Here is a 24,462-nt window from a genome sequence, read left to right as displayed (position 1 = left end):
TCCGTCTTGACAGCATCCGGACGTGCCGCATCGTGTGCCGCGGCCTTCTTCTTGTTCCTGATCGTCCTCGTCGCCGCTGCCGCCTCGGCGGTGACGGCGGCGGTCACCAGTCCGCTCAACCAGGTATGGCACACGGTGGTCGACGGCCCGGTGAACACCTCACGTATCTGGTCGGCTGACGACTACGTTCACCTGATCGCGTTCGCCGAGCACGCCGCCCCCTCGCCAGCCGCCGCGAACGCCATCGCGTTCGCCGCCGCCCAGATCGGTAAACCGTACGTCTGGGGTGGCACCGGGGTCCCGGGATATGATTGTTCGGGGCTTACGCAGGCGGCGTATCGCAGTGCCGGCGTAGAGATTCCCAGAGTCGCCACAGATCAATATTCAGAAGGCGTAAAAGTCGATCTGAAAAGTCTTCTTCCTGGAGATCTCGTCTTTTACGGAAGTCCTTCGTTCGCGCATCACGTAGCGATCTTCATGGGCGTTGTCCGCGGAACCGCCGTCGTACTCAACGCACCCGCGCCGCACGAAACAGTGCGCTTCGATCCACTCGCCGCGGACGACCTCTTCGCGGCTTCGCGTCCCACGGCGGCTCGCTGAGCACTCCCCGTTGCGCCCGCAGGTACACGGACCGGTACATCGGCCGGTACACCGCCCGATACGCACTCCAACCTCGAACGCTCTCCTGAATCACCAGGTCAGATCGGCTTTTCAGGAGGCCTGCCGCGCTCCGACGATCGCGCTTTCCACGATCTCTTCCCAGCTGTCCGCCGCCATCGGCCGACCCGCGATCGCGACCTCTACCGAGCCTGCCGGCCCGCTCTACCCGACCGGGCCGGCAGGCTCTCGACGCTCCGCGTTCCGCGAGACACCGGCCCCTCCCGCACCCCGCTCTCCAGAACACCTCCCAGACATAACCAGACACCAATTGGCATTTATAATCGCGTTACAGTTATTAGGCCGGAAACTCGTAGTCCAAATGGGTGAATAAATGGGCGTTTTGAGCTTTGCCTCACGCATTGATCAAGATATTGTTGGGTACATCAAGAAGTGAGGGCGGAACGGACATCACGAACCGCACCGATTCAGATCGAGAAGAACGGGAGCACGTCATTCGCGCCCCACCATGACGACCGGCCCGCCTGGCCAGTCCAGTAAGCAAAGCCCGGCGGCGGGGTTGCGCCCCCGCCGCCGGAAACCGGCACCGACCACACCCAGCAACCGTCTGAAGTCAGCAAGGAGTACGTCATGAGCCTTGACCTCATTATCTCGCAGCTCCGTGAGTTGTCGGCGAACGCCACGCGGGCCGCGAAATCCCCGGCACCGTGCTGCGGCGGAAACTGCCCGCACGCCTACCGTGCTCAGACCATGGCCGCACGGTTCACCGAACTGGATGCCGCCATGTCGAATCTCGCACGCCTCCCCCGGGTCTGGTCCTCCCCGTTCGTCCCCGCTCCGCGCAACTCGCGCTGACCGGCCCGCGCGGCTGACGATCCGCCGCACCTGAACCGGCCGCCGGACGCCCTTCCGTCCGTGCGCGGCGGCCACCTCTCGCTCAAAACCCCCGATCCCGTTCCCGGGGCGGAGCCATGCCCAAATTGCGGCTACTCCGCCCGCTTTCCCCGAGTAGGAGCACCGCCATGCCCGAAATCACGCCCGCCCCGCAGGGCGCCATCGGTACCCAGGGCGACACGGCCACGGTCATCGAGTTCCCGAACCAGAACGGCGTGATGCCGTTCGGCTGAACCCTCCGCAGTCGGCCGAAACCGAACCGCGCGACACCAATCCCCACCCCGATCTTGAGGAGATACCCCATGACCCCCGACCAGAACATCCCCGTCCTCGACCCGAACCGACTGGCCGCGTTGTTGTCAGCTGCCGGATTCACCACCCGCGAACTCCCGGGCACGTACGACTTCGGCGCCGAGCCGCCGCGCGTCATGCATCACGCGATCACCGAGCACGGACAGCTGGTCGCGGTTCTGGAATGGATCGAGGACCACCGCCGTCCCGCTGCTCTGATCACCGAACTCGCGGTCTATCCGGACGCACGTGACCTCCCGGTGGCCGAACACGGGCCGATCAGCCGGATTCATGCCCGCGTGTTCGCCGCGACGTTCGCCGCGAACGTGCCCGCGTCCGTGGTCTGCGCCGCCGCGATCGCTGCGACCACCGCCCGCGTACCGAACCGCGCCGCGCGCTGACCGCCACCCTCTCAACCATCGAAATCGGGAGCCACCCCACCATGACCAACAAGTCGGTTCCGGCTGGCAAGACCAAAGCCGGTAAAGCCAAGACCGGTAAGACCAAAACCGGTAAGGACAAAGCCGTACGAGGCCAGTTGCGTGCGGCCGCCGCCGCTCATCTCGCGGCGGCACCGCACGATGAGCACACCGTGACGCAGGTCGCCAAGACGCTGGACGCCTCCGGCGGTGCGGTGGGCAACGCGCTGATGGCCCTGGCCGCAGCCGGACATGCCCGCCTGACCTGCGAGAAACCCCGCCGGTTCCGCGCGACCGACACCACCGCGTCCGCAGCGCGGTTCACGGTCCCGGTCACAGCGCCGAAGGCGACGCCTACGGCGGCCAGCCAGACCCCGGTTCCGGCACCGGCGGCGGTCACCGACGCCCCCGCCCCGGCGCCGACGACCAGCGCGGCAACCACCGGCACGCCCGCCGGTAAGCCCAGCGGCACGCCCGCCAGTACTTCGGCACCAGTCGCCACGGTCACCGCAGCGGAGAAGCAGGCCGGCCGCAAGCGCGACCCCAAACCAGTGGCATCGCTGGAAACAGCCCAGCCGGAGACCGCCCCAAGCGACGCGGGACCGGTGATCCGACCCAACGGCCAGGCCTATCACCCCCGTGACCTCGGCGGACACCGCGATGTAGAAGTACTGCGCCGCCTGCGCGACGCCGGGGTCGCAGCCCTGCTCTATGGCCCGCCCGGCACCGGCAAGACCTCGATGGTCGAGGCGGCGTTCACCGACCTGATCACCGTTGCCGGGGACAACGACACCACCGTGGCCGACCTGGTGGGCGAATACACGCAAAACCCTGATGGGACGTACGAGTTCGTTCATGGTCCGCTGGTCGTCGCGATGCGGGAAGGCCGCGCGCTGCTGATCGACGACGCGACACTCATCCCGGCCAACGTTCTGGCCGTGCTGTACCCCGCGCTGGACGGCCGTCGCGAGATCTACATCAAGGCTCACAAGAACGAAGCCGTGACAGCCGCACCCGGTTTCTACGTGATCGCGGGCCATAACCCTGGTGCTCACGGTGCCGTACTCACCGAAGCCCTCTCGTCGAGGTTCTGCTTCCAAGTCGAGGTGTCCTCAGACCTCGACCTCGCCAAGGACCTCGGCATCCATCCCAAGGCGATCACGGTCGCGAAGAACCTCCGAAGGCGAGTCGGAACCGGTGACGTCTCCTGGTGTCCGAATCTCCGGGAACTACTGGGGTTCCGCACCATCGCCGAGGTGCTGGGCGACGAAGTCGCATTCGCCAACCTCATCGGCATCGCGCCGGTCGAGGACCGCGAAGCCGTCGCGGAGGCCGTGACGACCGCCCTCGGTCGCGAAGTCGCTTCCCTGGCCCTCGGCAAGCGGCTCTGACTCCAGCATGCGGCGGACCGGGCGCACCCAAATTGCGCCCGGCCGCCACCAGCGAACCTATCAACCCGAACCACACAGAACAGGGAACCCGAACGATGACCGGCACCCCACACATCCACTACGGCGACGCGGCCGACGCGCCGACCGCACCGGAACCCCCGGCCCCGAGAACCGACGACCAAGTCATTGCGGAGCAGGCTTGGCTGGCGGTCTCCGCAGATCTCACCGACGCGGTCTGTGATATCGCCAACCGCGACGATTTGATCGTCAAGGCCGTCCCGGTCACAGCTGTCGGCGCCCCGGCCATGTTCGCGCCCGCGAAGGCGACCGTAGAAGTTGACCGCCACTGCTTCGACTGTTTGGATCCCGAATCGATCCGCGCGCATCTGCCCTCCGACCGCTATCGCTATCCAAACGCATGGGGCGCGCTGGTACACGAGGCGGCACACGCCGAACACTCGACCTGGACCCCCGCTGATGTACCGGCCACTCCGAGCAACGCCGTCGATGCGGCAATGCTTCTGGAGGAATCCCGGATCGAGGCCGCACACCTTACAGACCGACCTCAAGACCGCCTATGGCTTCGGGCCGGAACGATGAACATCGTCTGGCCTGAATTGTCGGCGCGGGAGGTGACCGGTCGCGCAATCGCGGGTCGTGCCGCTGCCCTGGTGCTTGCGCGAGTCGACGCCGGTGTCCTCACTCGCGAGGAGACAGAGCCCTTGCGCGCCGCCGCAGAGAGGGCTCTCGGTCATGACGTGCTCACTGGCCTCGAGAACATCTGGCGCCGGGCGCACATGCTGGACGACCACGAACGTGAGGCGATGCTCGATCTCGGCTCCCTTTGGTGCGAGGCTACGGGCCACGAACCGGACGCGGAATCCCCGTTCCACGCCGAAGGCACCGGTGCAGGCTCCTCGGGAGGCCCCTCCAACGGCGGGGATACCGCGACCGACACAAGTGGTGAGCTCATTGGTGAGGCGATCGCCAAGGCGGCAGCAGAGGTCGCGAGCCGGGTCGGCTCAGATGTCGCCGCGAGGACCGCAAGGGAAGCCAGGGAAGCGCAGGACGCGGCGATCGACCATGTCCGCACGATCAAGGGCGCACGTGCGGCCAAGAAGATCTTCTTCGGTCAAGACCGCTCCGCTATCCCGACCCGAACTCCGACGCCGCAGGAGCGCGGAGCGGCAGCCACACTGGCCAAGCAACTTCGCGCCGCCGCCTGGCGAAACCGCAGCACCACTCTGGTATCGAGTGAGCTGCCTCCCGGCAGGCTGCGTATGCGTGGCGCGCTGGTCCGCGACGCGCAGCGCGCCGCCGGAGCGATCCCCACTGCTAAACCGTTCACCGCTGTTGTGCGCCGCGTGGTCGAACATCCTCCGCTGCGCGTGGGGATCGCCGTCGACAACTCCGGTTCCATGAGCTGTGCTGAAAAGCCGCTCGCGTCTGCGGCATGGGTCATCGCCACAGCCGTGACCGCCGCCGACCCCGCCTCGCTGGCCGCCGCAGTCACGTTCGGCAGTGGGCGGGTCAAGGCCCTCACCACACCGAACAAGGCACCCGCCGCAGTTTCGGTCTTTCGCACAGGAGGGGGTGACGAGCGATTCTGCGAAGCCATCGATGTCCTCGACGCCGGCCTCGGGCTGTCGCACCCCGGCACTGCGCGGCTCATCGTCGTCGTCTCCGATGGCAAGTTCTACGACAACGAACGCCGTGATGGTGCTCAACGTGTCGCCCACCTGATCAGCTCCGGCTGTGCCGTCCTCTGGCTGACGCTCACCGGCAGCTCCACGATCCTGCGGGGTGCGGCGGAAGTCACCGTCGCCGACCCCACGAAGTCGATTGCCATGATCGGCCACGCCGCCGTCAAAGCCCTGGCCGTGGCGCGATGAGCCCGCGCCGTCTCACTTCCGCCCACACCGCTAAGGCGGACGGCTCAACGACGGCCGACGGCCGCGCCGCCTTCCTTGCCGTGCTGTCCAAGGAACTACTGCCGTCCGGTTGGGAGCGCTTCGACCAGGTAGGTGTCAGCCCGACAACCGAATTCCGACGCCGGAGCATCCGGCCCACTCTCATGGTCGCAACCAACATCCTGCACGGGATCACCGTGCATTTGTCGAGCAGCGGGACCGATGTCCCGTGGTATGTGGCCGCCGACAATCCCGACCCGTTCGTCGTCGCGGCAGCAACCGACGCCGCCCGCGACGAGACCGAGGGCCTGTGGACGCCCCTGGCAGATCTCCTCGCGGCAGAGGGTTGGCACCGCGCGGAGGTCGGGCACCAGCACGGGACCGTGAAATACGCGTGGACCTCGCTGGACGGACAACGCAACGCCGTCCGGTTCTCAACCAAAAACGACGTCCCCGGCGCTTGGCTGGTTTCCCGCCCGCCGACTCGGCACACACCCCGCCGGACCCAGTACGTCACATCGGCCTATACGCCTCCAGCCGTCCTGGCCGCCATCGCCCTCGGCGATGTGTTCGTGCCCTGACTCCAGACTCCCGGCGGGCGCGCAGGTGGCTCCCGCGCCCGCCGGGTCACACAACCTCGCCGAATCGCGGCGTACCAAGCTTTATTCGAACAAGGGCTTTGACAATGCGTATCACCCAACATCACGCCTCACTCTCCGTACAGAGAGCCAGGGCCGAGACCATCGGCTCAGGTCTGGCCACGCATGGCTTCAGCAAGCGACCCGAATCCTGCGACGACCACCCCGGCGCCCACGCCGTCACCCGGTACACACGGGGATACGTGAAGCTGCTGGTTCTGTCTCTGGGCATGCAGCGCGGCCAAATCGTGGAAATCGCAGGCGCACCCCGACCCCGCACCTTTCCGACCCGCGGCGGCCATGCGATCGGCGCCCGCCCGTCCTGGCGCCTGACCGCCTACGACCCACCGGCCGAAGCCATCCTGGCAGCAGCCTTGGCCGCAGGTGACAGTGCGCCGGAGCTCGGCGCGTTCGAGGTCGCGGGGTGGACCGCCGTTCGCCCGCACACCAGCAAGGTCAGTCGGCCACGCGTCGCGACCTACACCCGTCCGGACGGTGCCGTCGTCGCGTCCTTCCACATGCCGACCTTCACTCCCAGCTGTGAACGCTGCGCGGAGCACGGCGACCACGGAGACGCGGGAGGATGGCTCGTCGCAGGGCTGGGGGTTACGTGCGATGCCACGGCGCACACCCCAGGCTCCGTCATCTCCGCCTTCGCGCTGGCGTTGCCGAGCGCTCGGCTCTTTCCCAGCCGGATCATGCCCAAGCGCCCCGGGGCGGAATCGGAGGAAGGGAAATGAGCCCGCCCCCCTTCCACCTTCAGCGCCAAGTCGGCGAGGCTTTGCTAGCAGCCGGCTGGCATGCGGCTTCGATCGCCGTCGCCTCCAAGCCCGGTTCGGCCTGGAGCCTGTCGGATCCAGAACATCGGATCAGGGTACGGATGAGCGCCGACCTGGGCTCCCCGCTCTCAGAGCTCACAGCGGTGGGCCTGCCCTGCCGATACGGCGCCGCCGCCCCCTGGCGGTTGGTGATCCACCACGCGCCATCGGCGGACGTCGTCGCCAGCGCGTTGGAGGCACCGGAAGCCGCTCGCGGCGGCGGTGGCACAGAGCGACGCGCGGTTGGGAGAGCGCTGGAATCCTGCGGGATGCGGTGCGACCGAGGTCGGCTGGCCCAAGCCCTGTCCGGAATCGCGTGCTGGACCAGCCCGGACCACCGAGCCGAGGCCGTTTGGCTCGCAGCGTGCCGCGCCCAGCACGGCGGCTGGGTGATCCACACCGCTGCGGCGCTGTTGCAGGCGACCAGCGAGGCTCCGGCTGCCGTCCTCATTCCGCTGATCAATGCCGATCCTGTGCCGGGGGCGACGCCGTGAGCGACAAGGCGACCGACCAGAGCGCCGCCGACGAGGCGATTCTCGCCCAACTCGCGAACAACGAAGCCGTTGTCGAGGCAGCACGCGGAGTCTGGCATCACTCGGGGCGGCTCACAGCGGACCCAGGCCATCGACGCGGCGTCAAGCGCGACCTGCGGGCCGCAGTCGACGCCTACTCTTCGGCGATCCAAGCCAGCCGCATCCCCAAGCAGCAGGCCCGGCAGCTTGGCGCGGTCCTGATGGCGCGCCTGGGCCGTGGATGGCTCATCGCAGAACTCGACGGCCCCACAGACGAGCCCTAGAAGCCCCCGCCCCCGCACAAAGGAGAAGCCCAAATGCCTACCACCGCCCCCGACTCACGCACGACGAACGTCGGCCCGAGCCAGATTCCGCGCGGACCTCTGCCAAGCTCCGGCCCCGTCCTCCCTCCCGACGCCTGCGTGAACTTCAACCTGAACGACGGCCGGGTCGCGTGCCTGTCCGTGCCGATCGGCATCACCGAAGCCGACGCCGCGTTCATCCTCGCCGTGGTCCAAGCGCACATCACCGCCGTCGCGCGACGCGGTCGCTGAATCACGAGTCAGCGAGCGCCACATGCCGAAGAAAAAGAAGCACCGGACGAAGCCGCCGGCGTCGTTGAAGTCGCCGAGGCAGCCAGGCTCCCGGCCGGTACCAAGACACGAACAGCAATACGGACAAGTCGGAGACACCCTTTTCGATATCGAACACGCTTTCCAGGTATTGAGAACATCCCGCCGCCGCACCGTACCGATCGACGTCCCTTCCTGGGCGCGCATGTACGGCATGGACGATAACCCGTTCGCGCCCATGACGCTCGGGCCTCTCTTCGATCGCGCACACGCGATGTCCACCAACCTCGCGCGCCCGCTGATCCTGGCCACCATCGCGACCGGATCTACCAGGGCAGAAGACACCTTGCTGATCATCGACGGCTCACACCGGCTGTACCGGGCGTTCGTCGAGGGGTACGACCAGTTGCCCGCCCTCGTGCTCACGGAAGCTGAGACCGCCGCGATCACTGTCATCCGCCCAACCACTTAGGCGGATGGGCCGAGAACACCCGGTGTGGGCGACCCCGGTGGCCGCCCACACCGGGACTGCCGCTCACCGCACCGAGCGATCGAGTCCGCGACCAGACCCCTGAGCGCCGGCTCGCTCCCCTACCGCCCACGATCAGCCCAACAGCAGAACCCTGTGCGGCCGGCCGCTCAATGAGCGGCCGGCCGCACTTCGCCATGCCCACGACGGACCGCCTTCGGAGGCATCATGGCCGACCGGCACCAGGACCACATCACCCCCGTCAGCGCCGTCCGCATGGCGCGCATCGGCGGCACCATCGCCGAACTCGCCGCAGCGGCGATCAGCGCCGACACCCTCTACCACCTCGGCGGCCAACTCGACCTCGGCCCGGCCAGCGCATGGCTGCTGCCAGCCGCCCTCGACATCTACGCCTTCACCGCACTCGCCGTCGCCTACAACCTCCCCGCAGAGCACCCCGGCCAGAAGCCGGTGCTGCGCAACGCGCGCCTGGCCTTCGGAATGAGCCTGACCTGCAACGCCCTCGATCACTTCCTGAAGCGGGCCGGCCGTCTGGTCGACCCGCTCACGCGTGATCTTCTGCTGGTCGCCGTCGCGAGCCTCCCGCCCCTGATCGTGGAGCGTCTACTGAACCTTCAAAGCCTTCTGACCCGGCGTCACGACCGAGCTGCGGAAGACGAACGCACCGAAGCGACGCCCGTCGGTCAGCCGGCCACCGAGCCGGGCGAGGGTGCCCTCGCCCACACCGCGGCCACTGAAGCAGCGGCTGAGCCTCCGCTGGCGGGACATCTCGCCCAAGAAGTCATCCAGACCGGCCGCCCAGACTGGGTCGCTCATGGGCGGGGAGTCTTCGCCGACCTGAGCGCTCAGCTCGGTCGGCGACCGGCCGGCCGCGAATTCCAGGCGGCCTTGGCCGCGGAGGTTCGGCGGCTGAGTACTTCGGGCCACCTTCCCGCCGGGACACGGCCGCCGTCGATCAGCTCGGTGAAGCGCATCCGTGCCGCCATCGAGGCAGACACCTAGACGCTCCGATCAGCGGCAGGAAGCAGGCGCCGGACGTCCTCGATGGCTCCCCGAAGCATCGCGTTGATGCTACGAGGAGCCAGAGCTCATGAGCTCAGATCACACCGAGCCGACGCGCATATTTCATGCTCGCCATAGCCGCGCTGACCACGCCCCACAGCGACAGCATCAACATGATCAGGTCATGAATCGTGTCCATCGTGCACCTCCCTTCCCAGCCGGGCGGCCCGGCGCCGCCGTTCCAGACAAGATTGGCAAATCAGCAGCACCTCAAGGCTTCATGATCACGGGTAGGTGCCCTAGCCTGCGGTTATGACCGACCGCAGGACGTCCGTTGCTGACCAGGAGACGATCGTCGCCTGCCGCGAGCGCGGTGAGACGGGTGTGACCGCCCGCAAGCTGGAGCGCTGGCGACAGGCCGGCTGCCTGCCAGCACGCGACCACGTGCACGTTGCCGGTGTACCTGGGTCGCGAAGCACGAACCCGGACGGCTATGTAGATCAAGTCATGGCGGTCGCGACTCTGATGCGTTCAGGCATCAAGCTAGTTGAAGGACCGATTGCACTGTTCGCCGACGGGTACCCGGTCCGCCTCGAAAAACTGAAGGATTCGTACTCCCACTTCCTGACCTGGCTCAAACGTCGCCTTACCGAAATAGCAGTAAAGCAGATGCCTGAAGTCCACGTCGCCGCCGATATAGCAGATGCCGCCGCCCGGGTCTTGGCTCAACATGTCGCCGGGACGGTTCTGGCACCGTGGCGACAGCGGGCACGCAAAATGACGAAGTCGTCCCCTGCTGGGGAGAAGACATCGGGACAGCAGTACCTCGACGGTGCCCTCAGCACACTGCTGACGGCCGTCTTCGCCGGCGAGGTCCCAAGCAGTGAAGGAGTCGGTGAAGCCCTGACCGTGGCGGGATTCAACGACGGTCAGGATTTTGACCGGGCCGCCGAGAAGATGGCCTCCAGCAGCTTAGATCGCATGACCGAGGCCGTACACTCCGCATCGGTCGATGACTTCATAGCAGCACGGGAGATCGTTGACGGCGCCTATCGATACGCTGCGGCTCAAACCCGAATGGGGCAGGCACTCCAGCCAGGCGGCATGTCGTTACCCGGACTCGCCGAGATCGGTCCAGACATTCCTATAGCCCGCACGCTAATGGTTCCGTACCTTCTCAGCTTTACCGCGGAAGACCACGAGATCGCCCGAGCCAAAATAAGAGCGTCCGAGGCAGAGGACCACCTCATGGCGCATTTGCCGCCTCATCTAGTTCGGTTCATGGGCCCGATAGCTGAGGCGGATCTCTCAAAAGAGAGCCAAGAAGTACGCGACGAGGCGGCATCCTATTGGGAAAGCTTCGAGGTCTCGTATCCGGAGGACGCAGAAATCATCCGCAGGTCGGTTGAAGGGCTCTACTGAGGTTCAAAGGGTGATGTCGTCAGGATGAGTCCGGTGCCGGCTTGGGCGATGTCGATGAGCCAGGATCGGTACTGGATCGCGCGTAGTTCCTGGCGGATGGTGGCGATCGGGTGTTCCGGGTCGGCGAACGCGGTGTTGGCCAGGTTCCGGCGGATCAGCGGCCAGATGCCCTCGATCGGGTTCAGTTGTGGTGCGCAGGCTGGCAGTTGGTAGATGGTCAACCAGTCGCGAGCGGCGATGTACTGCTTCATCCCGGCGGTCAGGTGGGTGTTCAGGTTGTCCCAGACGAGCACGATCGGGCCGCCGAGCTGGGTATGTACCACGCTGACTAGATCCTGGTAGCCGGTCCAGGCGAAGCTTTTGCGGCCGTCGGTACGACGGTCCGGTGCCGGGCGGTAGACGAGCCGGGAGCGTTGACCGGGTTTGTAGCAGACCAGTGCCGCCACTGACAGGCGGCGACGTGAGCGTCCGCGCACTCGGGTGATTGGGGTGTGGCCGCGGCGGGACCAGGTGCGGGCGGCGGCGTCATCGAGCACCCGGCTTCGCCTTCGAAGACCAACCAGGCCGCGGACGCCGCCCGGGTGTTTCCACGTCCGGCTACATCTCCCGCATCCAGCCGGTGATCGGAGCCTCGTCGATCAGCCGTGGCGGCACGGCAGTAGTAGACGCCGGCAACGGTGTAGGACGTGTGGAATCGACGCCCGGTCACCGTTGTGATCCTGCCAGGCATCCATTTCTGATCCGGCCAGCTGCGCGCGGCAGGACCCCGCTCCAACTCGGCCCCCAACATCGCGAACTGCGCCTCGGACAGCTGCGGATGGTTCGGCGACGCTTTGGATACCAACGCCGCCTCACCGCCGGTCTCCCAGGCTGCCCGCCAACGCTGCACAGAGCGCACCCGAAGCGCCTTGGCCACAGCAGCGCTGTCCTCATCGGCGGCGAACCGCCCGGCCGCCTGTATCCGGATCTGCTCACGGAACGCCTGACGCTCCGCGGTCAGCCCACCTCCTTGCGGATATCGCACACGTCAGACGTACCGCTTTAACCGACCGCTGTCAGTCCTCTACAACAACGCCCTTTGAAGGTCAGTAGGCGGTAAGCCTAGACAGCCAACCATTCCCCTCCCGAAGCTACTCGGTCACTTGCATCCTCAGGGTACGGTTGACCTTCACGATCTCGAAGTCGAACCCGAGCGTCTCACGGTTACCTTCGATCCAGGTCTTTTGATCGTCACTGAGCCGGTCGGAGCTGGACTTGACCTCAACGAACAGCACGCCGCGTGGCCCGTCGGGCGTCTCATGCCAAGTCAGAAGGTCGGGCCAGCCCACGTAGCGATCCCAATACGACTCCGCCAGCCAACGCAGGATGGTCTTCACTCGCTCCACGCCGAGCACGCCAATGATGGTCCGCGCCCGTTGTTCGTCCTCCGCGCTGTAGGCCCACAGGTACTGCCGCAGCGGCCGGGAGTACTCAAGCCAGTAATCGAACGCCCACAAGAGGTCATCCGTCGTGCTACCAATGAAGTCGAGATGCGCTTCGAGCTCGGCCTGACGCCGATCGGCGTGCGCCTGCCGGCCGTAGTCCGCTGGAAGCAGTGTCCAGATGAGCTGGCCATCGGTGCCACCCTGGCCTTCGCGGCTGACGCCTGCTGGCCGAATCAGCGGGTCAGCAGGGTCCTGGACCCACAGATACATGAGGCAGCCGTAGAGCGCCTGGAATGGCAGAGACTCACAGAACATGACCTCGCGACCATCCGCCCGAAGTCGAGTCGCTACGAACTCCTCTACAGACTGGGCTTGAGTCTGGTCCGTGACACCCAGCGGGAGTACCAGCACTCGATCGCGGGTCGGCGTCAGATAGGCAGCTTTGGCATCCGTGACGCGGACACCATTAGCCTTCAGAACGTCAGCATCAGACGGCTCGTCATAGACGTACTTCGGGTGTGTCGCGTGCAACTGCTTGATCTCGGCGAGAACTTCGCGCTCGATCTGTTTCATCTGATCCTTGTGCTGCTGATGCTCAAGCCACAGCACCAGCGACTTGCCGGCATCGTCCACGGTCGAGATACCTTCGTCATCGCACCACTGGAGAAACCGCAGGTGACTTTCAGTCCAGAGCTCTCGCCAGTAGTAGCGATGGATCTTCGTCGTAGCCCCGCGCTGCTCAGATCGCGGGAAGGGCTTGGGTGGTAGGCCGCGACAGTCGTCACACACGTTCGGGGTCAGTGGATGCGTCACAGCCACCCTTGCCGCGCTGTAGCTGTCGGTCCCCGTCAAAGCCTGGTGCCGCAGAACGCGCGTTGCCAGGACTGCATCACACGAGCAGGTCAAGACTCCCCCGCAGGCTACGCAGGTGTACTTGCGGATGAGCTCCCAGGGGCTGAGAAGCTCGACCTCACGATGCTCACATGTATTCGGCGACGCATCTTCCATTATCACAGCCCTTACATTCTTAACGTTCTGCTACTGCGCAACCACGTCGCCGAGTCGAGGGCTCTGCCCGGTCACATCACACTGTCCCATGCAGGTCAGACATCACAACATGGGTTTTCCGTTCGCGACGGCTTTACGCGAAGACGAGAAACCAACTTGGTCATCAGCTCTGCGAGAACCACTCAGTCATCCCCGACTCAAGGTGCGTCATGCGGAGTGACGTGATCTTGGGATCGCTAATGAGTACTGGTGCTGTACAGACCACTGCCGTCCCGCGCGCGGTCACGGCGAACTTGTCTGGCTCCTCAAGGATCTCCCAGCTGTCATCACGTTGCATCGGGATGGCCGCGTCTGGCAGGTGAGAGACGTTGAACGCCTGCTCATCGAGGACGTCAACGAGTCCCCGGCACTCAGCCGGCTGGAACTTACCCAGCCAGGCCGTTGGCTGGACCGTGTAGACAATCGCGTAGTCCATGAGGTCCCGCAACTGCCTGTTGCCCGCAGCGTCAGTCACAACCGCCTCGACGGGCCTATCAGAGGTTAGGTGATGGCGCATCCCCGGGGCTCGATTGGCTGTCGGACCGTTCCAGTACCGCTCGAAGGTCGACATTGGATCAATAAGTGTCTTCCCACCATCAGCGGTGACTTGGATGCCGCGGGGATCGCCGGTAACGATACTGTCGCCAGCTTCAAGGTACGGCTTGCCGCCGATCCCGACCACCGGCATCAGCTCGTACCAGAGGATCGGGATCTTGAGCTCCAGCGACCAGTTGACCGACTCGGCGTCGTGGACGTTGAACAGCGAGATACCGCAGTTGCGGGCGTAGGTGTGAATCGACTCGGCGAAGCCACCACTGCACGCGAGCGCGCCGTAGTTGGCACCAACGTCTCGCATGACGCCGGTGAGGGCGTCGATGCGCTCGATACTCGCCGGCCTCTTGTAGTCCTTCGCGTCGATAATGCCGAGGAAGGCTGGTTCCTCGCGGCTGATGGACACGTCGATCTGGCGCTTGCGCCCGGACAGCCTGCCCGTGATGTGATCGTCCCAGGTGACGACCGCCTCAGGCTCAAGCTCTTTCACGATCTTGGCGAGCAGCTGCTCAAATTCGACTGACTTGCGCACCCGTGTGCTCCCGTATCAGCTGGTTTGCTCCTTGGGCAGCAGTTTGCGCCTCACCCCCTGGTAGCAATTCGGAGGCAAGGTACAACCACTCCAAACGGATTGTATGGACAAGGACTGACAGCAGGCATGACCGAGCTGTTGCACTCCTACAAAAGCTTCGCCCGGACCGGCTACCAGGATCTAATCGGCGTGGCACATACCCAGCTCGGCGGCCCGATCATGCTCGTCTGGGACAACCTGAACACCCACCTGACCGCCGGGATGAAGCAGTACATCGCCGCTCGCGACTGGCTGACCATCTACCAACTGCCAGCCTGCGCACCACAACTGAACCCGATCGAGGGCATCTGGCCGCTGATCCGCCGGAACCTGGCCAACACCGCGTTCGCCGACCCGGAACACCCCATCGCCACCATCCGCCAGGAACTACGCGCGATCCAGTACCGATCCTGGCTCATCGACATCGCCCAAGCCGGCACCGGACTCACCCTGACGACATCACCCTTTGAACCTCAGTAGGTGTCGGCGCCTTCAACTCAGGTCGCCAAAGAAGCAAGACTCAACTCCGATTGCGGACGCACCGGAATCGGGACGGCCGCCCACACCGAGCGCGCGTCACAGCCGCCGACCACACCCCACTCCAGCGACACCGCGGACACCAGCGCCAGCCCGCGGCCGGACTCGTCCTTCCCGGAGTCGGCGCAGCGGACCCGCGGCTCGGTCACCCCGCCGGCATCGTCCACGCGTATCAGCCAGCGGTCGGCCAGCACCTCCACATGCAGCGTGAAGGACCCACCCGGCCCACCACTCGCCGAGTGGACGATCGCGTTGCCCGCCAGCTCCGACGCCACCAGTTCAGCGACATCAACGCCGGGCACGTCACCGAGGACCTTGAGGATGAACTTGCGCACGTCCGACAGGTGCTCGGCGTGTCCTGGACAGGTCAGAGACCCGCGCATCACAGCGCCTCACCTCGATCCGCGGGATCGGCCCATGACCTGAGCTGCGTCCTCTATGTGCCGCTGCACCACGGCCGCCGCATCGCCGGGTTCGAGCTTCGCCTCGTGTATCGCAACGCACGTCAGCGCCGAGCGCAGTCCCTGAAGGTGCCCGGACCACTCGTCCCGCTCCGCGTCCGATTCAGGCCTCAGTTCATCAGGGTTCGTACCCATCAGCACTGCCACCAGCAGCAAGACGCCGTAGCTCCCGCTGTAGCCCTCCTTCGCGAGGGACAGGAGGACAGAGTCTTTCGGCGTCTCAGCCACTAGCAGCTCCCGTCCCCGGACCACCCACGCCTTCGCGGTGGAAGACAGTTACGCCGTCCCTAGTACTCCGCCAGACGTGGGTGAAGCCGACCGAGTTGGCGAACACCGCTTGCTCCTCGATGGACAGGACACGTCGACGGACCACGTCTGTTGTGCGCTCACCGTCCTCGAAGTTCCAGTGACGAGTCATGGTGAATGTCTCGTCCCTTGGATCCCGGGTGTACCTGATCACGACGCCCGCATGCCGTCCGGACACCTCCGCCTTCGCGTTCCGGTTCCTGTCCAGTGGGGGATAAACGGTGGGTGTCTGGATGATCAACAGGCCCCCGGGAACGCAGTGCTCGGCAAAGGTGGCGAAGGCTGCCTGGACGTCCTCGGGCTCGATTAGGTATGCCAGGGCATTGCCAACGCAGATCACAACGTCGAAGGACCGGCCTAGACGCACCGTACGCATATCACCAACGCGCAGGTCCAGCTCCGGGCGATGCTTCTTCGCGATGTCGATCATTCCGGGCAGCAGGTCGACGCCTGCCTGATCGGAGTACGTGCAAGCCAGCTGTTCCAGGACCGCGCCGGTGCCGCAGCCCAGGTCCAGCACGGATTTGGCACCGGACGGACCGTGAACGGCGGCTAGAGCGATGATGGCAGCGGCCCTGTCGATAGCGTCGGCGTCAGTCATCTGCGCATACAGCGCCGGCTCCCGGTAGAGCAGCGACGCCTCTTTCAGATGTTCCATTTTGGGAGAGTTTGTCACAGCTGACCCCACGCCTGACGAAGTCCGTGCTCCAGACGCAGGACATCTGCCAACCGGGAATCAACCGTCGAACCGGCACTCGCGGCATGGACCGCCGCCTGAAGCTCCGAGGGCTCGACGAAGCCGAGGTCCGCCAGCAGCATGCCGCGTTTGAGGTAGTCGCCGAGGAGCCGGAGGCCAAATCGTCGCATCCCGATCTGCATCACAGGGCGGAACGTCTCCGGAGATGGCTTGTGGGCGATCCGCTTGGGGATGTACTGGGCCAGGCGATGCCGCAGCAGGCGCTTGCCGACTACCAGGTCCTCAGGAAGCTGCTGGCAGAACCGGGTCAGCGCGGGGTCCGCAAACGGGGCGACCGGCCAGATGCCGGCAGCGAGCAGGCCAGGGGCATGTGAGGCAACCGCCATCAGGGTCGGCGTGCACAGATGCGCTGAAGGCGCCAAGTCGTCGTCCAGCTCCCGCGCCTCCGTACGTGCTTTGACACTGAGCCAGGCAGGCAATACCTCTTCGGTTGGCGTCGGCTGCGCTTCGGCGGGACAAGCCATCAATTCGTCGCCGCCGAAACCCGTCGCCATAACACGCACGCCAAGGGTGCCGGCCACGGCGGCAAGCGCGTCGAAGGCCTCGCAGTAATACGAGCTGGCCGGGTCGTGCAACCCACAGCGCCGACCGGCTCCGAACGGCGGATACGCCGCCGCGAGGATCGAGTTGTCCGCGAGCTTCAGCCCCTCAACGATCCCAGCACGACGATTCGCTTGGGCGAGGCCTTGCTCACCAGGCATGACCAGCCCAAAGCTCTGCATTCGACGACCGGACGCTCGGACGACCTCGGCGGCCACGAGCGCCGAGTCGGCCCCGCCCGACAACTCGACCCCGTCCACGGGCCGCTCTTCCACATGCCGGCCCAGCAATTCGCCGAGAACCGCCACCGGATCGATCCCGGGCTTCAGGGCACGCCGCGTGATCGGGCGTTCGACGGGCTCCGGGTACTGGACCCGCAAGCCCGATGCGCCGACGCTGATTCGAGCGCGCTCCGTCAGACGCAGGACGCCGTCGAAGACGGTGTCGGCCGTGTAGCGATGGCGGCGAGTCAGCTGCCTCGTCAGCTCTCGGCCGTTCACGGCGCCGACCGACAAGCCCTCCATCAGGTCACTGAGACGCCAGCCGCCCGCCAATCGATTGCTCCGGTACCGGACGTAGACAGGGGCACGACCAAGCGGTCCCGCCTCCACGGCAACCGTGGAACCATCGACGTGCAAGCGCACGAAGTCTGGCTTCTCACACCGTTCAGCGACTGTCAGACACAGACTGGCGCCGTCCGCGACCGCTGTCGCCTGCAACGCCGGATGTTCGAAGGGCCGCACCCAGCCGGCCGGGCCGACCCACGCGTCTCCGTCACGGCTCCAGGTGACGGAGCCGTCCGTCACCGTCGAGATATCGAAACTGAACATGGGGTTCCTTGCGCGTTGGCGGTGGGGGAAGCCGCGCCCGGGCCCGCGGAGCGCACGAGAAGTGCGCCAGCCCGGACGCGGCAGTCAGTGGATCAGCGCTGCACGCTGCAATAGTCGCCCTTGTCCTCGCCGTCGCCGTCGCCCGGCGACTTCTCCACGAGCGTCCCGCTCGGGACCGCGGTGACGAGCGGCCCGTCGAACAGTTCGTCAATGGTGGTCTGGTCCACGGTGTCCTCCTGTGGCAGTCTCAACACTCCGACGCTATCTGCGCCGGAATGAGCACACCGCGTCACCGGACGAGGAACAATGACCTAGACCGATCCCTAGGCGATCCCTTTTCTGACAAGGGCGGCATCATGGCGGACGAGCTTCGAGACGATTTGCGGGCGGCACGGCGCCGGTCCGGGCTGACGTTCGCCGCGTTCGCGCGAGAGGCGGGGTACGCCGAGAGTTACCTGCGCAACGTCGAGAACGGGACCAAACCGCTCACCAGCGATGTCGCCAGAGCCTACGATCGGGTCCTGGCGACCGGCGGCGAATTCAGCAACGCGGTCGACGGCCCGAGAAGGCAAGAGGCACCATGGAACCGCCAGGAGGCACTGACGATCCTGGCGGATATGGCAACAGGAGGCGGTGTGGACCGTCGGAGTTTCATCGTCACATCTGGCACAGCCCTGACCGCAGTGGTCGGTCACTGGTCGGACGCCCTCACCAAGCAGGTCAGACCGGTTGAAGTAAGCGACACGGCACCGGATGACGTGCCAAAACTGGTCGGCCACATCGAAGAACGCCTCGAATACCTGCGGCATCTCGACGACGAATTCGATAGCGGCGAGATGGCCCGTATGGCCCGCAATGAGCTAGCTCTGCTAGCCCGTCTTCTCGAGGCCGGAGGACTGGAAGCGACCACCGAGAGCCGCGCATATTCCCTGGCGGCAGAAGCCTCACGGCAGGTGGCGTGGAATTTGTTCGACAACAAGCGTCACGCCGCAGCAGAGCAGTACTATCACATGGCACTGCGATCCTCAGCAGAGGCAAATGACGTCTTGACCGGTGCGTACTCAATGTCCTTCATGGCCATTCAGCACTACACCGAAGGCGATCCGAACGACGCCGTGAAGCTCTTGGAAACCGCGGAAGAGACAACTCGCCATCGAGCCACACCCCGCATGCGGGCAATGCTCGCGGCGCGAAAGGCTCGCGCCCTTTCGAAAGCGGGCGACCGGCGGCGCTGCGCCCAGGCCCTCACGACCGCCAGAGACCTGCTTGACCTTGGGCCTTCAGACGAAGACCCGGAGTACTTGTACTGGGTCACGCGCGGCGAAATCGAGATGATCGCCGGCTCCTCGGCATTGGAGCTGGGCGATCCCGCACATGCAGTGCACTGCTTCAACACGGCGGTCCGGGCCGAGTCCCCCGAAGAGGTGCAGTACCCGAAGGGCCACGCGATCTATCTCGCCCGCGCCGCTGAAGCACACCTGGCCCTCCACGATTTGGACGCCGCAGTCGACCAGGCGCGCCACGCCGGCAAATGTCTCGGCTCGGTGGAATCGGCACGTTCGTCCTCGACCCTTGCCAGGCTGCGCCGCCAGCTTGGCGAGCACCGCGGTCATCCCACCGTGCGGGCGTTCCTACAGGACGGGTAGTTCCAGCAGCGTTCGCAGCCGCGACGCCAGCTTCCTTTCGTCGGCCGCATACACGATTGTCATGCCCAACTCGACAGCCGCTTGAAGATTCTCTTCGGAGTCGTCTACAAAGACGCACTCCTCGGCCCGTACGTCGAGCTTATCCAGGAGCAGGTGGAAGACCGCAGGATCTGGTTTGCGCATTCCGTGATCCTCGGACAGCACTACTTCGTCAAAGATCCCCCGCAGATCGAAACCCGCATATGGATCGTAGGGGGTGCGCCCCAGAGAGTTAGACAACACGGCGGTCTTGTAGCCGGCCGATCGGGCTTGTCGCGCGAACTTCAGCGTCTCGTGAGCCGGGAATGCGTCATAGAGATAGCGGGACATTAAACCATCCGGAGCGACGCCCATCAACGTGGCATAGCCCTGGTTCCAGTCAGTCTGACTGATCTCGCCGAGCTCCAGGCGGGTGAACAGCTCCTTGCCGCGGGGATCGGCCCAGGCCCGCAGGAACGTCCCGCGCGGGATCTGCTCCCGGTCCTCGAAACACTCGATGACCTCGACCATGTTCGAGGTCAGGACGCCGAAGAAGTCGAAGATGAGGCCTTTGAACCTTCGCACGCTCATGCCTCACAGCGTACGCGGAGGACGATCTCCCCGGCAGAGGACTGCAAGCCCATGCGTCGCGCCCCCACCCCGTCAATGGCAGGTCGGTGCGGGCGCCAGCCAGCCGGAGAGGCCAGGCAGACGAACTACCGACGGTCATCACTACACGACGCTACGATGCTTTCAGCAGTCTAGGGCGATGATGTGGGGGGTTCGATGAGCGAACAGATCGACGTCGTCTCGCGGCTGTTCTTCGGCCGCGATGACGCTGAACACGATATCGCCGATGGGTTGCTGAGCGTGAGCTTCCTGCCAACGATTGCATACGACGAAGCACTATCGGGCCGCAAAACCCTGATCATCGGCAGGAAGGGGTCAGGGAAGAGCGCCATATGCATGCATTTGGCGGCGCAGGGCTATCGGCCCGGGTCCACCGTTTTGATCACGCCGGACGAAGCGGTGGGCGAGGAGTTCAACCGTTTTGCCGTGGATGGCCTGACCGACGAAGGCTCGAAGGCCTTGATCTGGCGGTTTATATTCGCTTTGCAAGCCGCTCGCTTCCTTGTCGATCACCTGCAAGCAGACCACCCGAAGCACGTGCCTGCATCCGCCAAAGCACTTAAACGGTTTCTTCGCGACAATGGAGAAGTCGACGACGGTTCTCTGCATGAGCGCGTAGCACGAGCAAGCCGCATGCTCGGTACGTCGATTTCGCTTGAGGCATTCGGAGTAAAGGTCGCGATCGGCGCAAACAAGGTGGAGCTTCATATTTCACCCACCAAGCAGCTGGAGATCATCGAATCTGCCGTGCAGCACGCCTTCTCGGACCTGAAGTGCCAGAACGCACACCCACCGCTACTGATCATTGTCGACCAATTGGAGCAGATCTGGAAGAACGATCGCGAGAGCGATGCCATGATTGTCGGCCTGCTCCTCGCCGGGAAGCACACAGCCTTGACATACGGTCGATCGCTCCGCTGTATCAACTTCCTGCGTACCGACATTTACGACGCACTTGAGTTCAGCGAGGCCGATAAGTTTCACAGCGATGAGGTCCGGATCGACTGGACGGACGGCCTCCTGCGGCAGCTCGCCCTGAGGAGGGCGGAGGCCTCTCTGGGGCACCCCGTCACGGATACCGAAATGTGGGGCACGATATTCCCTCATGCCGTCGCCGGCGAGGACACTCCCCGCTACCTGTTCTCGCGCGTCCTTCCCAGGCCGAGAGACGCCATTCAGTTCCTCAACCTTTGCAGGGACAAGGCACACGCAAACGGAAACGCCCAGATCACAGAACAGGATGTCATCGAGGCGACGCTCCCGTTCTCACACTGGAAGGTGCTCGACCTAGCCCGAGAGTACAGGATGACCCTGCCTTTTTTGAGGGAGGTGTTGATCGTCTTCGAAAATTCGGGCTTCGAGCTTACCCGGCTTGGAATAGCAGAGCGCTTCGCGCCATTCAGAGCCACCTTGTCGGATAAATTCCCTGCAAGCGCTGACATCTTCGACCCTGATATCATCATTGACATCTTGCACGGTGTGGGATTTCTTGGGGTGCGGAGGGGCGGCACGATCATTTACGCCAACGGTGCACAGTCGGGAATCCGGCCCACGGAAACAGAGTTCATAATTCACCCCTGCTTCCGCCCGTATCTCAACGCCACCAATGCTCGCCGTCTCGAGGTGATCAATATAGTGACAGGGCATAATGTGGGCGTGGTGGTCCAGGGAAACGATATTTCCGGAGACACGCGTTTCCGTTAGACTCTGCGCACCGTGAGGCAGAGCATCGTGCGATGCCCTACCTCACGTGTTCTTTCAGCCCTCACCGCCGTGACAACCACCGCACAATATTCAGGTCTGAGAAGGCCGCTGCCGCGGTATTACGGCGACCACGGTCTTCCCATGGCCCGGTTCCGCAAAGACCAGCGGCCGACCTCCACAAAGCTCAGCAACGATTTCGAGCCCGCGTCCCGATTCAGTCTCTGCATCGACAGCACGTTGCCGAACCTCCACGGCCGACGCCGACGCCGGATCCCATACCTCTACCGCCAGCCGATCGACGAACAGCTTGAGGACCAGACGACATGTTGGAGCACCTTCAAGCATGGCCGCGTGTGTGAAGGCGTTGGTAACCAGTTCGGACGCGACAAGAACAGCGTCATCGACGAGTTCGGGAGCCCCCCAACGCAGCAGCGTGTCGGCGACACGGCGCCGGGCCCAGCCGGCCGCGCTCGCCGTGGCGGCGAAGTACTGAGCCCTCGCAGCCAGAAGACGGGGTCGTTTGATGACAGCCGGCTGTGAAATGGGCGTCGATCCCGGACGCCGCTCACGCTGTCGCGCGGACGGAGGGGGCAGCTTGGGACTCGGCCATGCCGAGCCGCCCGATACCGGAATCGGCGGCGGGTCGGACAGCGGGGAGCACGTCATCACGACCCCCGCTACCGCACATCAGCAAGGCCGGCGACAGCATGTCGGTACCTCTTCGGCGCCTCACACGTCCTGACGGCGGTGCCGGCCGCCACCTGGCGCTCAAGTGCGTTGGCGATGGCCCCGGACGAACGGCCGGAGAGCAGATGGCTGACCATCACCGGGGTGTAGTCGAGCTCGGGATGAGCAGCCAGTACCGCTGCCACCAGGTCTTCCAACCCGCCACGTGCCAGCCTCGGCGGAGAACCGACAGGCTTGTGCTCTGTCGCTGGCGCAGACGGAACCGCTGGTTCGCCAGCCTCCCGCGCTGGGTGTTCGTCAACATCCGCAGAGTCCGTCGACTCCCCGTCACGCTGAGGCACCGCCTCCTGCACATCAGATCCGACGGCCCCGGAACCATCGCTCGACCCCGCGTCGTCAGCGGCATGCGACGACAGAACGCGGCTCGCGTGACCGTAACCATCGCCTGTGCTCGCGGCGAACAGCAACGGGCCCAGCTCGGGCAGAGGCGACCACAAGTCAGATTCGCGGAATCCGCCGGTCTCCCGAACGAGCCGCGTCGCGGCGCCGGCTTGTTCCAACATCACTAGGGTCTTGCTGGCGGTCGACTTGCTCACGCCTGCCGATTCGCTGAGCGCCCCCACGGTCACCTCGGCAGCTCCGGACAGCGCGACCGCCACCGAGCGGGCTGCGGTCGAGAGGGTCGGGGCGGGGTTGGTGTCAGTCACATCTGGGCCCTTCGTCGATGGGTGTACCGCGATCGGCGGCAGCCATTCCATAGACGCTCTATCCGGGACCGATGTGAAGCGTGGTGGTCTGTTTCTGGGGTGCCAACTGGCAAGAATCGCCGCGATGAGTGACAAATCCTTGACAGAATGGAGTTCTAGAGCCTGCGCATGCCACGTTGGACATGCTCCCCAGCGCTCCCATTAATCACCTGCCAAAGATCGCGTAGAGGGTCGAGGCCGTGGTGGCGAGGCCGGCCACGAACCCGAGCACCCGGCGGGGGAACCGCTCGAGAACGAGGTGAAACCCACCGACGTGGATCGCCAGGGCTGGAAGCTTATTCGTGCACGTACATGCTGGCGTACGTCGAGCAATTGGAGGCATGGGACAGCTCCGGGAGCCTAGAGGGACCCCGGCCGGGAGCGCACGATGGCGCCTGCCGCTGGCTGAACAGTCAGCAGAACTGGGACGGCTGGCCGGGTGCCACCCCGCTCGCCAAGCAGGCGAGTGGAGGGGCCGTGCGCGTCAAGGTACCCACCAAGGCCGTACGGAACTGGGCGATGATCCGAGAGGGCGGAGGTTGATTTGGGCGTGACCATCGCGGACGCAACGCCGCTTGCAGCGCTCTTCGAGCCCGTGTGACGGCCCGGTAGAGTCGCCGACCGACGGTGTCGGCGAGCAGGAGGCGCCGGGCAAGTCGCTGCCACCGATCGCGCACGGCTGAATAGCCGGCCCGCTGAGGCAGGCTGAGTGCACACTCCGCCCGCCCTACAGCCAGGAAACACTCGACGATTACGCTCTCAGCATCGTCGAGCGATAGCTTCACAGGCTGGCCGTGACTGCGCAGATAGGGCACCGCATGGAACCCGCGCGGGGGAGCCACAACGCCCTGCGCCCGAAACGTCTCCTCGTGAGACTGGGCAGACCCAGCGGACCAGGCGTCCAAGGGCCGCACACGAAGCCGACGCAGATATTCCGAGGGTCCCGGCGCAGCACCAGCGGATTTCGGTCCGCCGAGCCATCTGGCGATGCGCTCTTCTTCCCGTTCGACCGCCAAGCGTGATGCTTCT

The 24,462-nt window shown here is 65.1% G+C and carries 26 protein-coding genes and 1 pseudogene; 16 read left to right on the top strand and 11 right to left on the bottom strand.

The window, feature by feature from the left end; translation table 11 throughout:
- Positions 1-6: 6 nt before the first annotated feature.
- From KGQ19_RS01425 to KGQ19_RS01365, 13 genes are all read left to right on the top strand, one after another.
- Positions 7-600 carry a C40 family peptidase gene (locus KGQ19_RS01425; RefSeq protein ID WP_212007184.1) on the top strand — a complete coding sequence of 198 codons (594 nt, stop codon included), beginning with the start codon at positions 7-9 and terminating at the stop codon, positions 598-600.
- A gap of 648 nt (positions 601-1,248) precedes the next feature.
- On the top strand, positions 1,249-1,473 hold the full coding sequence (locus KGQ19_RS01420) for a hypothetical protein (protein WP_212007183.1): 225 nt from the start codon (positions 1,249-1,251) through the stop codon (positions 1,471-1,473).
- Between the two features lie 341 nt (positions 1,474-1,814).
- Positions 1,815-2,204, top strand: coding sequence for a hypothetical protein (locus KGQ19_RS01415; protein WP_212007182.1), 390 nt, complete (start codon positions 1,815-1,817; stop codon positions 2,202-2,204).
- 41 nt (positions 2,205-2,245) lie between these two features.
- On the top strand, positions 2,246-3,613 hold the full coding sequence (locus KGQ19_RS01410) for an AAA family ATPase (RefSeq protein WP_212007181.1): 1,368 nt from the start codon (positions 2,246-2,248) through the stop codon (positions 3,611-3,613).
- Between the two features lie 95 nt (positions 3,614-3,708).
- A complete protein-coding gene (locus KGQ19_RS01405) occupies positions 3,709-5,505 on the top strand; it encodes a vWA domain-containing protein (protein WP_212007180.1) in 1,797 nt (598 codons plus the stop codon).
- A 182-nt stretch (positions 5,506-5,687) separates the two neighbouring features.
- Positions 5,688-6,104, top strand: a complete 417-nt coding sequence (locus KGQ19_RS01400; RefSeq protein WP_212007179.1) for a hypothetical protein — start codon at positions 5,688-5,690, stop codon at positions 6,102-6,104.
- Positions 6,105-6,208: 104 nt separating this feature from the next.
- Complete coding sequence (locus KGQ19_RS01395) at positions 6,209-6,901, top strand: hypothetical protein (protein ID WP_212007178.1); 693 nt, start codon at positions 6,209-6,211, stop codon at positions 6,899-6,901.
- Positions 6,898-7,473, top strand: coding sequence for a hypothetical protein (locus tag KGQ19_RS01390; protein ID WP_212007177.1), 576 nt, complete (start codon positions 6,898-6,900; stop codon positions 7,471-7,473). The genes KGQ19_RS01395 and KGQ19_RS01390 overlap by 4 nt, the downstream gene beginning before the upstream one ends.
- The gene (locus KGQ19_RS01385) at positions 7,470-7,775 is read left to right on the top strand and encodes a hypothetical protein (RefSeq protein WP_212007176.1); all 306 of its coding nucleotides are present in this window, start codon (positions 7,470-7,472) and stop codon (positions 7,773-7,775) included. The genes KGQ19_RS01390 and KGQ19_RS01385 overlap by 4 nt, the downstream gene beginning before the upstream one ends.
- Positions 7,776-7,808: 33 nt before the next feature.
- Positions 7,809-8,045: a hypothetical protein gene (locus KGQ19_RS01380; protein ID WP_212007175.1), complete on the top strand. Its 237-nt coding sequence runs from the start codon at positions 7,809-7,811 to the stop codon at positions 8,043-8,045.
- 22 nt (positions 8,046-8,067) lie between these two features.
- Entirely contained in the window at positions 8,068-8,535 is a 468-nt protein-coding gene (locus KGQ19_RS01375; protein ID WP_212007174.1) for a hypothetical protein, read from the top strand.
- 225 nt (positions 8,536-8,760) lie between these two features.
- Positions 8,761-9,555, top strand: coding sequence for a hypothetical protein (locus KGQ19_RS01370; RefSeq protein WP_212007173.1), 795 nt, complete (start codon positions 8,761-8,763; stop codon positions 9,553-9,555).
- 312 nt (positions 9,556-9,867) lie between these two features.
- Positions 9,868-10,977, top strand: a complete 1,110-nt coding sequence (locus KGQ19_RS01365) for a beta/alpha barrel domain-containing protein (RefSeq protein WP_212007172.1) — start codon at positions 9,868-9,870, stop codon at positions 10,975-10,977.
- Here the strand turns inward: KGQ19_RS01365 and KGQ19_RS53355 are convergent.
- The 3 genes and pseudogenes from KGQ19_RS53355 to KGQ19_RS01350 all read right to left on the bottom strand — a co-directional run bounded on the left by KGQ19_RS53355 (position 10,971) and on the right by KGQ19_RS01350 (position 14,532).
- Positions 10,971-12,001, bottom strand: a pseudogene (locus KGQ19_RS53355) (transposase). The gene KGQ19_RS01365 and the pseudogene KGQ19_RS53355 sit on opposite strands and share 7 nt — an antisense overlap.
- Positions 12,002-12,107: 106 nt before the next feature.
- Entirely contained in the window at positions 12,108-13,034 is a 927-nt protein-coding gene (locus tag KGQ19_RS51630) for a VRR-NUC domain-containing protein (RefSeq protein ID WP_212007170.1), read from the bottom strand.
- Positions 13,035-13,572: 538 nt separating this feature from the next.
- On the bottom strand, positions 13,573-14,532 hold the full coding sequence (locus KGQ19_RS01350) for a restriction endonuclease (RefSeq protein WP_212007169.1): 960 nt from the start codon (positions 14,530-14,532) through the stop codon (positions 13,573-13,575).
- A gap of 126 nt (positions 14,533-14,658) precedes the next feature.
- Between KGQ19_RS01350 and KGQ19_RS01345 the strand changes: the two genes are divergently transcribed.
- A complete protein-coding gene (locus KGQ19_RS01345; RefSeq protein ID WP_212007168.1) occupies positions 14,659-15,051 on the top strand; it encodes a transposase in 393 nt (130 codons plus the stop codon).
- Positions 15,052-15,068: 17 nt separating this feature from the next.
- On the opposite strand, the gene KGQ19_RS01340 is transcribed toward KGQ19_RS01345, so the two are convergent.
- The 5 genes from KGQ19_RS01340 to KGQ19_RS01320 form a co-directional block, all read right to left on the bottom strand.
- A complete protein-coding gene (locus KGQ19_RS01340; protein WP_212007167.1) occupies positions 15,069-15,491 on the bottom strand; it encodes an ATP-binding protein in 423 nt (140 codons plus the stop codon).
- Positions 15,492-15,500: 9 nt separating this feature from the next.
- Positions 15,501-15,797 carry a hypothetical protein gene (locus KGQ19_RS01335; RefSeq protein WP_212007166.1) on the bottom strand — a complete coding sequence of 99 codons (297 nt, stop codon included), beginning with the start codon at positions 15,795-15,797 and terminating at the stop codon, positions 15,501-15,503.
- Positions 15,790-16,533, bottom strand: coding sequence for a class I SAM-dependent methyltransferase (locus KGQ19_RS01330; protein ID WP_212007165.1), 744 nt, complete (start codon positions 16,531-16,533; stop codon positions 15,790-15,792). Before KGQ19_RS01330 ends, KGQ19_RS01335 begins: the two co-directional genes overlap by 8 nt.
- A 14-nt stretch (positions 16,534-16,547) precedes the next feature.
- Positions 16,548-18,002: an asparagine synthetase B family protein gene (locus KGQ19_RS01325; protein ID WP_212007164.1), complete on the bottom strand. Its 1,455-nt coding sequence runs from the start codon at positions 18,000-18,002 to the stop codon at positions 16,548-16,550.
- Between the two features lie 92 nt (positions 18,003-18,094).
- Entirely contained in the window at positions 18,095-18,253 is a 159-nt protein-coding gene (locus KGQ19_RS01320; protein WP_212007221.1) for a hypothetical protein, read from the bottom strand.
- 105 nt (positions 18,254-18,358) lie between these two features.
- Between KGQ19_RS01320 and KGQ19_RS01315 the strand changes: the two genes are divergently transcribed.
- Positions 18,359-19,648: a helix-turn-helix domain-containing protein gene (locus KGQ19_RS01315; protein WP_212007163.1), complete on the top strand. Its 1,290-nt coding sequence runs from the start codon at positions 18,359-18,361 to the stop codon at positions 19,646-19,648.
- On the opposite strand, the gene KGQ19_RS01310 is transcribed toward KGQ19_RS01315, so the two are convergent.
- Positions 19,634-20,257 (bottom strand): HAD family hydrolase, encoded by a 624-nt coding sequence (locus KGQ19_RS01310; protein ID WP_212007162.1) that lies wholly within the window; start codon positions 20,255-20,257, stop codon positions 19,634-19,636. The two genes, KGQ19_RS01315 and KGQ19_RS01310, sit on opposite strands and share 15 nt — an antisense overlap.
- Positions 20,258-20,452: 195 nt before the next feature.
- Between KGQ19_RS01310 and KGQ19_RS01305 the strand changes: the two genes are divergently transcribed.
- Entirely contained in the window at positions 20,453-22,000 is a 1,548-nt protein-coding gene (locus KGQ19_RS01305; RefSeq protein WP_212007161.1) for a P-loop ATPase, Sll1717 family, read from the top strand.
- Positions 22,001-22,090: 90 nt separating this feature from the next.
- Here KGQ19_RS01305 and KGQ19_RS52525 read toward each other — a convergent pair whose 3' ends face one another.
- Both KGQ19_RS52525 and KGQ19_RS01295 read right to left on the bottom strand, forming a co-directional pair.
- A complete protein-coding gene (locus KGQ19_RS52525) occupies positions 22,091-22,666 on the bottom strand; it encodes an ATP-binding protein (protein WP_212007160.1) in 576 nt (191 codons plus the stop codon).
- Between the two features lie 11 nt (positions 22,667-22,677).
- Complete coding sequence (locus KGQ19_RS01295) at positions 22,678-23,394, bottom strand: MarR family transcriptional regulator (RefSeq protein ID WP_212007159.1); 717 nt, start codon at positions 23,392-23,394, stop codon at positions 22,678-22,680.
- Positions 23,395-24,462: the final 1,068 nt, after the last annotated feature.

Origin of the sequence: Catenulispora pinistramenti, from assembly GCF_018274385.1 — a bacterium.
Classification (GTDB): domain Bacteria; phylum Actinomycetota; class Actinomycetes; order Streptomycetales; family Catenulisporaceae; genus Catenulispora; species Catenulispora pinistramenti.
The sequence above is the reverse complement of the archived record's forward strand: the minus strand, read 5'-3'. Positions and strand labels throughout refer to the sequence as shown.

What these genes read in the sequence shown, in the direction of transcription:
- KGQ19_RS01420 (WP_212007183.1), top strand. Translation starts at nt 1,249, where the DNA reads ATGAGCCTTGACCTCATTATCTCGCAGCTCCGTGAGTTGTCGGCGAAC.
- KGQ19_RS01415 (WP_212007182.1), top strand. Translation starts at nt 1,815, where the DNA reads ATGACCCCCGACCAGAACATCCCCGTCCTCGACCCGAACCGACTGGCC.
- KGQ19_RS01410 (WP_212007181.1), top strand. Translation starts at nt 2,246, where the DNA reads ATGACCAACAAGTCGGTTCCGGCTGGCAAGACCAAAGCCGGTAAAGCC.
- KGQ19_RS01405 (WP_212007180.1), top strand. Translation starts at nt 3,709, where the DNA reads ATGACCGGCACCCCACACATCCACTACGGCGACGCGGCCGACGCGCCG.
- KGQ19_RS01400 (WP_212007179.1), top strand. Translation starts at nt 5,688, where the DNA reads ATGGTCGCAACCAACATCCTGCACGGGATCACCGTGCATTTGTCGAGC.
- KGQ19_RS01395 (WP_212007178.1), top strand. Translation starts at nt 6,209, where the DNA reads ATGCGTATCACCCAACATCACGCCTCACTCTCCGTACAGAGAGCCAGG.
- KGQ19_RS01390 (WP_212007177.1), top strand. Translation starts at nt 6,898, where the DNA reads ATGAGCCCGCCCCCCTTCCACCTTCAGCGCCAAGTCGGCGAGGCTTTG.
- KGQ19_RS01380 (WP_212007175.1), top strand. Translation starts at nt 7,809, where the DNA reads ATGCCTACCACCGCCCCCGACTCACGCACGACGAACGTCGGCCCGAGC.
- KGQ19_RS01375 (WP_212007174.1), top strand. Translation starts at nt 8,068, where the DNA reads ATGCCGAAGAAAAAGAAGCACCGGACGAAGCCGCCGGCGTCGTTGAAG.
- KGQ19_RS01370 (WP_212007173.1), top strand. Translation starts at nt 8,761, where the DNA reads ATGGCCGACCGGCACCAGGACCACATCACCCCCGTCAGCGCCGTCCGC.
- KGQ19_RS01365 (WP_212007172.1), top strand. Translation starts at nt 9,868, where the DNA reads ATGACCGACCGCAGGACGTCCGTTGCTGACCAGGAGACGATCGTCGCC.
- KGQ19_RS01345 (WP_212007168.1), top strand. Translation starts at nt 14,659, where the DNA reads ATGACCGAGCTGTTGCACTCCTACAAAAGCTTCGCCCGGACCGGCTAC.
- KGQ19_RS01340 (WP_212007167.1), bottom strand. Translation starts at nt 15,491, where the DNA reads ATGCGCGGGTCTCTGACCTGTCCAGGACACGCCGAGCACCTGTCGGAC.
- KGQ19_RS01330 (WP_212007165.1), bottom strand. Translation starts at nt 16,533, where the DNA reads ATGGAACATCTGAAAGAGGCGTCGCTGCTCTACCGGGAGCCGGCGCTG.
- KGQ19_RS01325 (WP_212007164.1), bottom strand. Translation starts at nt 18,002, where the DNA reads ATGTTCAGTTTCGATATCTCGACGGTGACGGACGGCTCCGTCACCTGG.
- KGQ19_RS01315 (WP_212007163.1), top strand. Translation starts at nt 18,359, where the DNA reads ATGGCGGACGAGCTTCGAGACGATTTGCGGGCGGCACGGCGCCGGTCC.
- KGQ19_RS01310 (WP_212007162.1), bottom strand. Translation starts at nt 20,257, where the DNA reads ATGAGCGTGCGAAGGTTCAAAGGCCTCATCTTCGACTTCTTCGGCGTC.
- KGQ19_RS01305 (WP_212007161.1), top strand. Translation starts at nt 20,453, where the DNA reads ATGAGCGAACAGATCGACGTCGTCTCGCGGCTGTTCTTCGGCCGCGAT.
- KGQ19_RS52525 (WP_212007160.1), bottom strand. Translation starts at nt 22,666, where the DNA reads ATGACGTGCTCCCCGCTGTCCGACCCGCCGCCGATTCCGGTATCGGGC.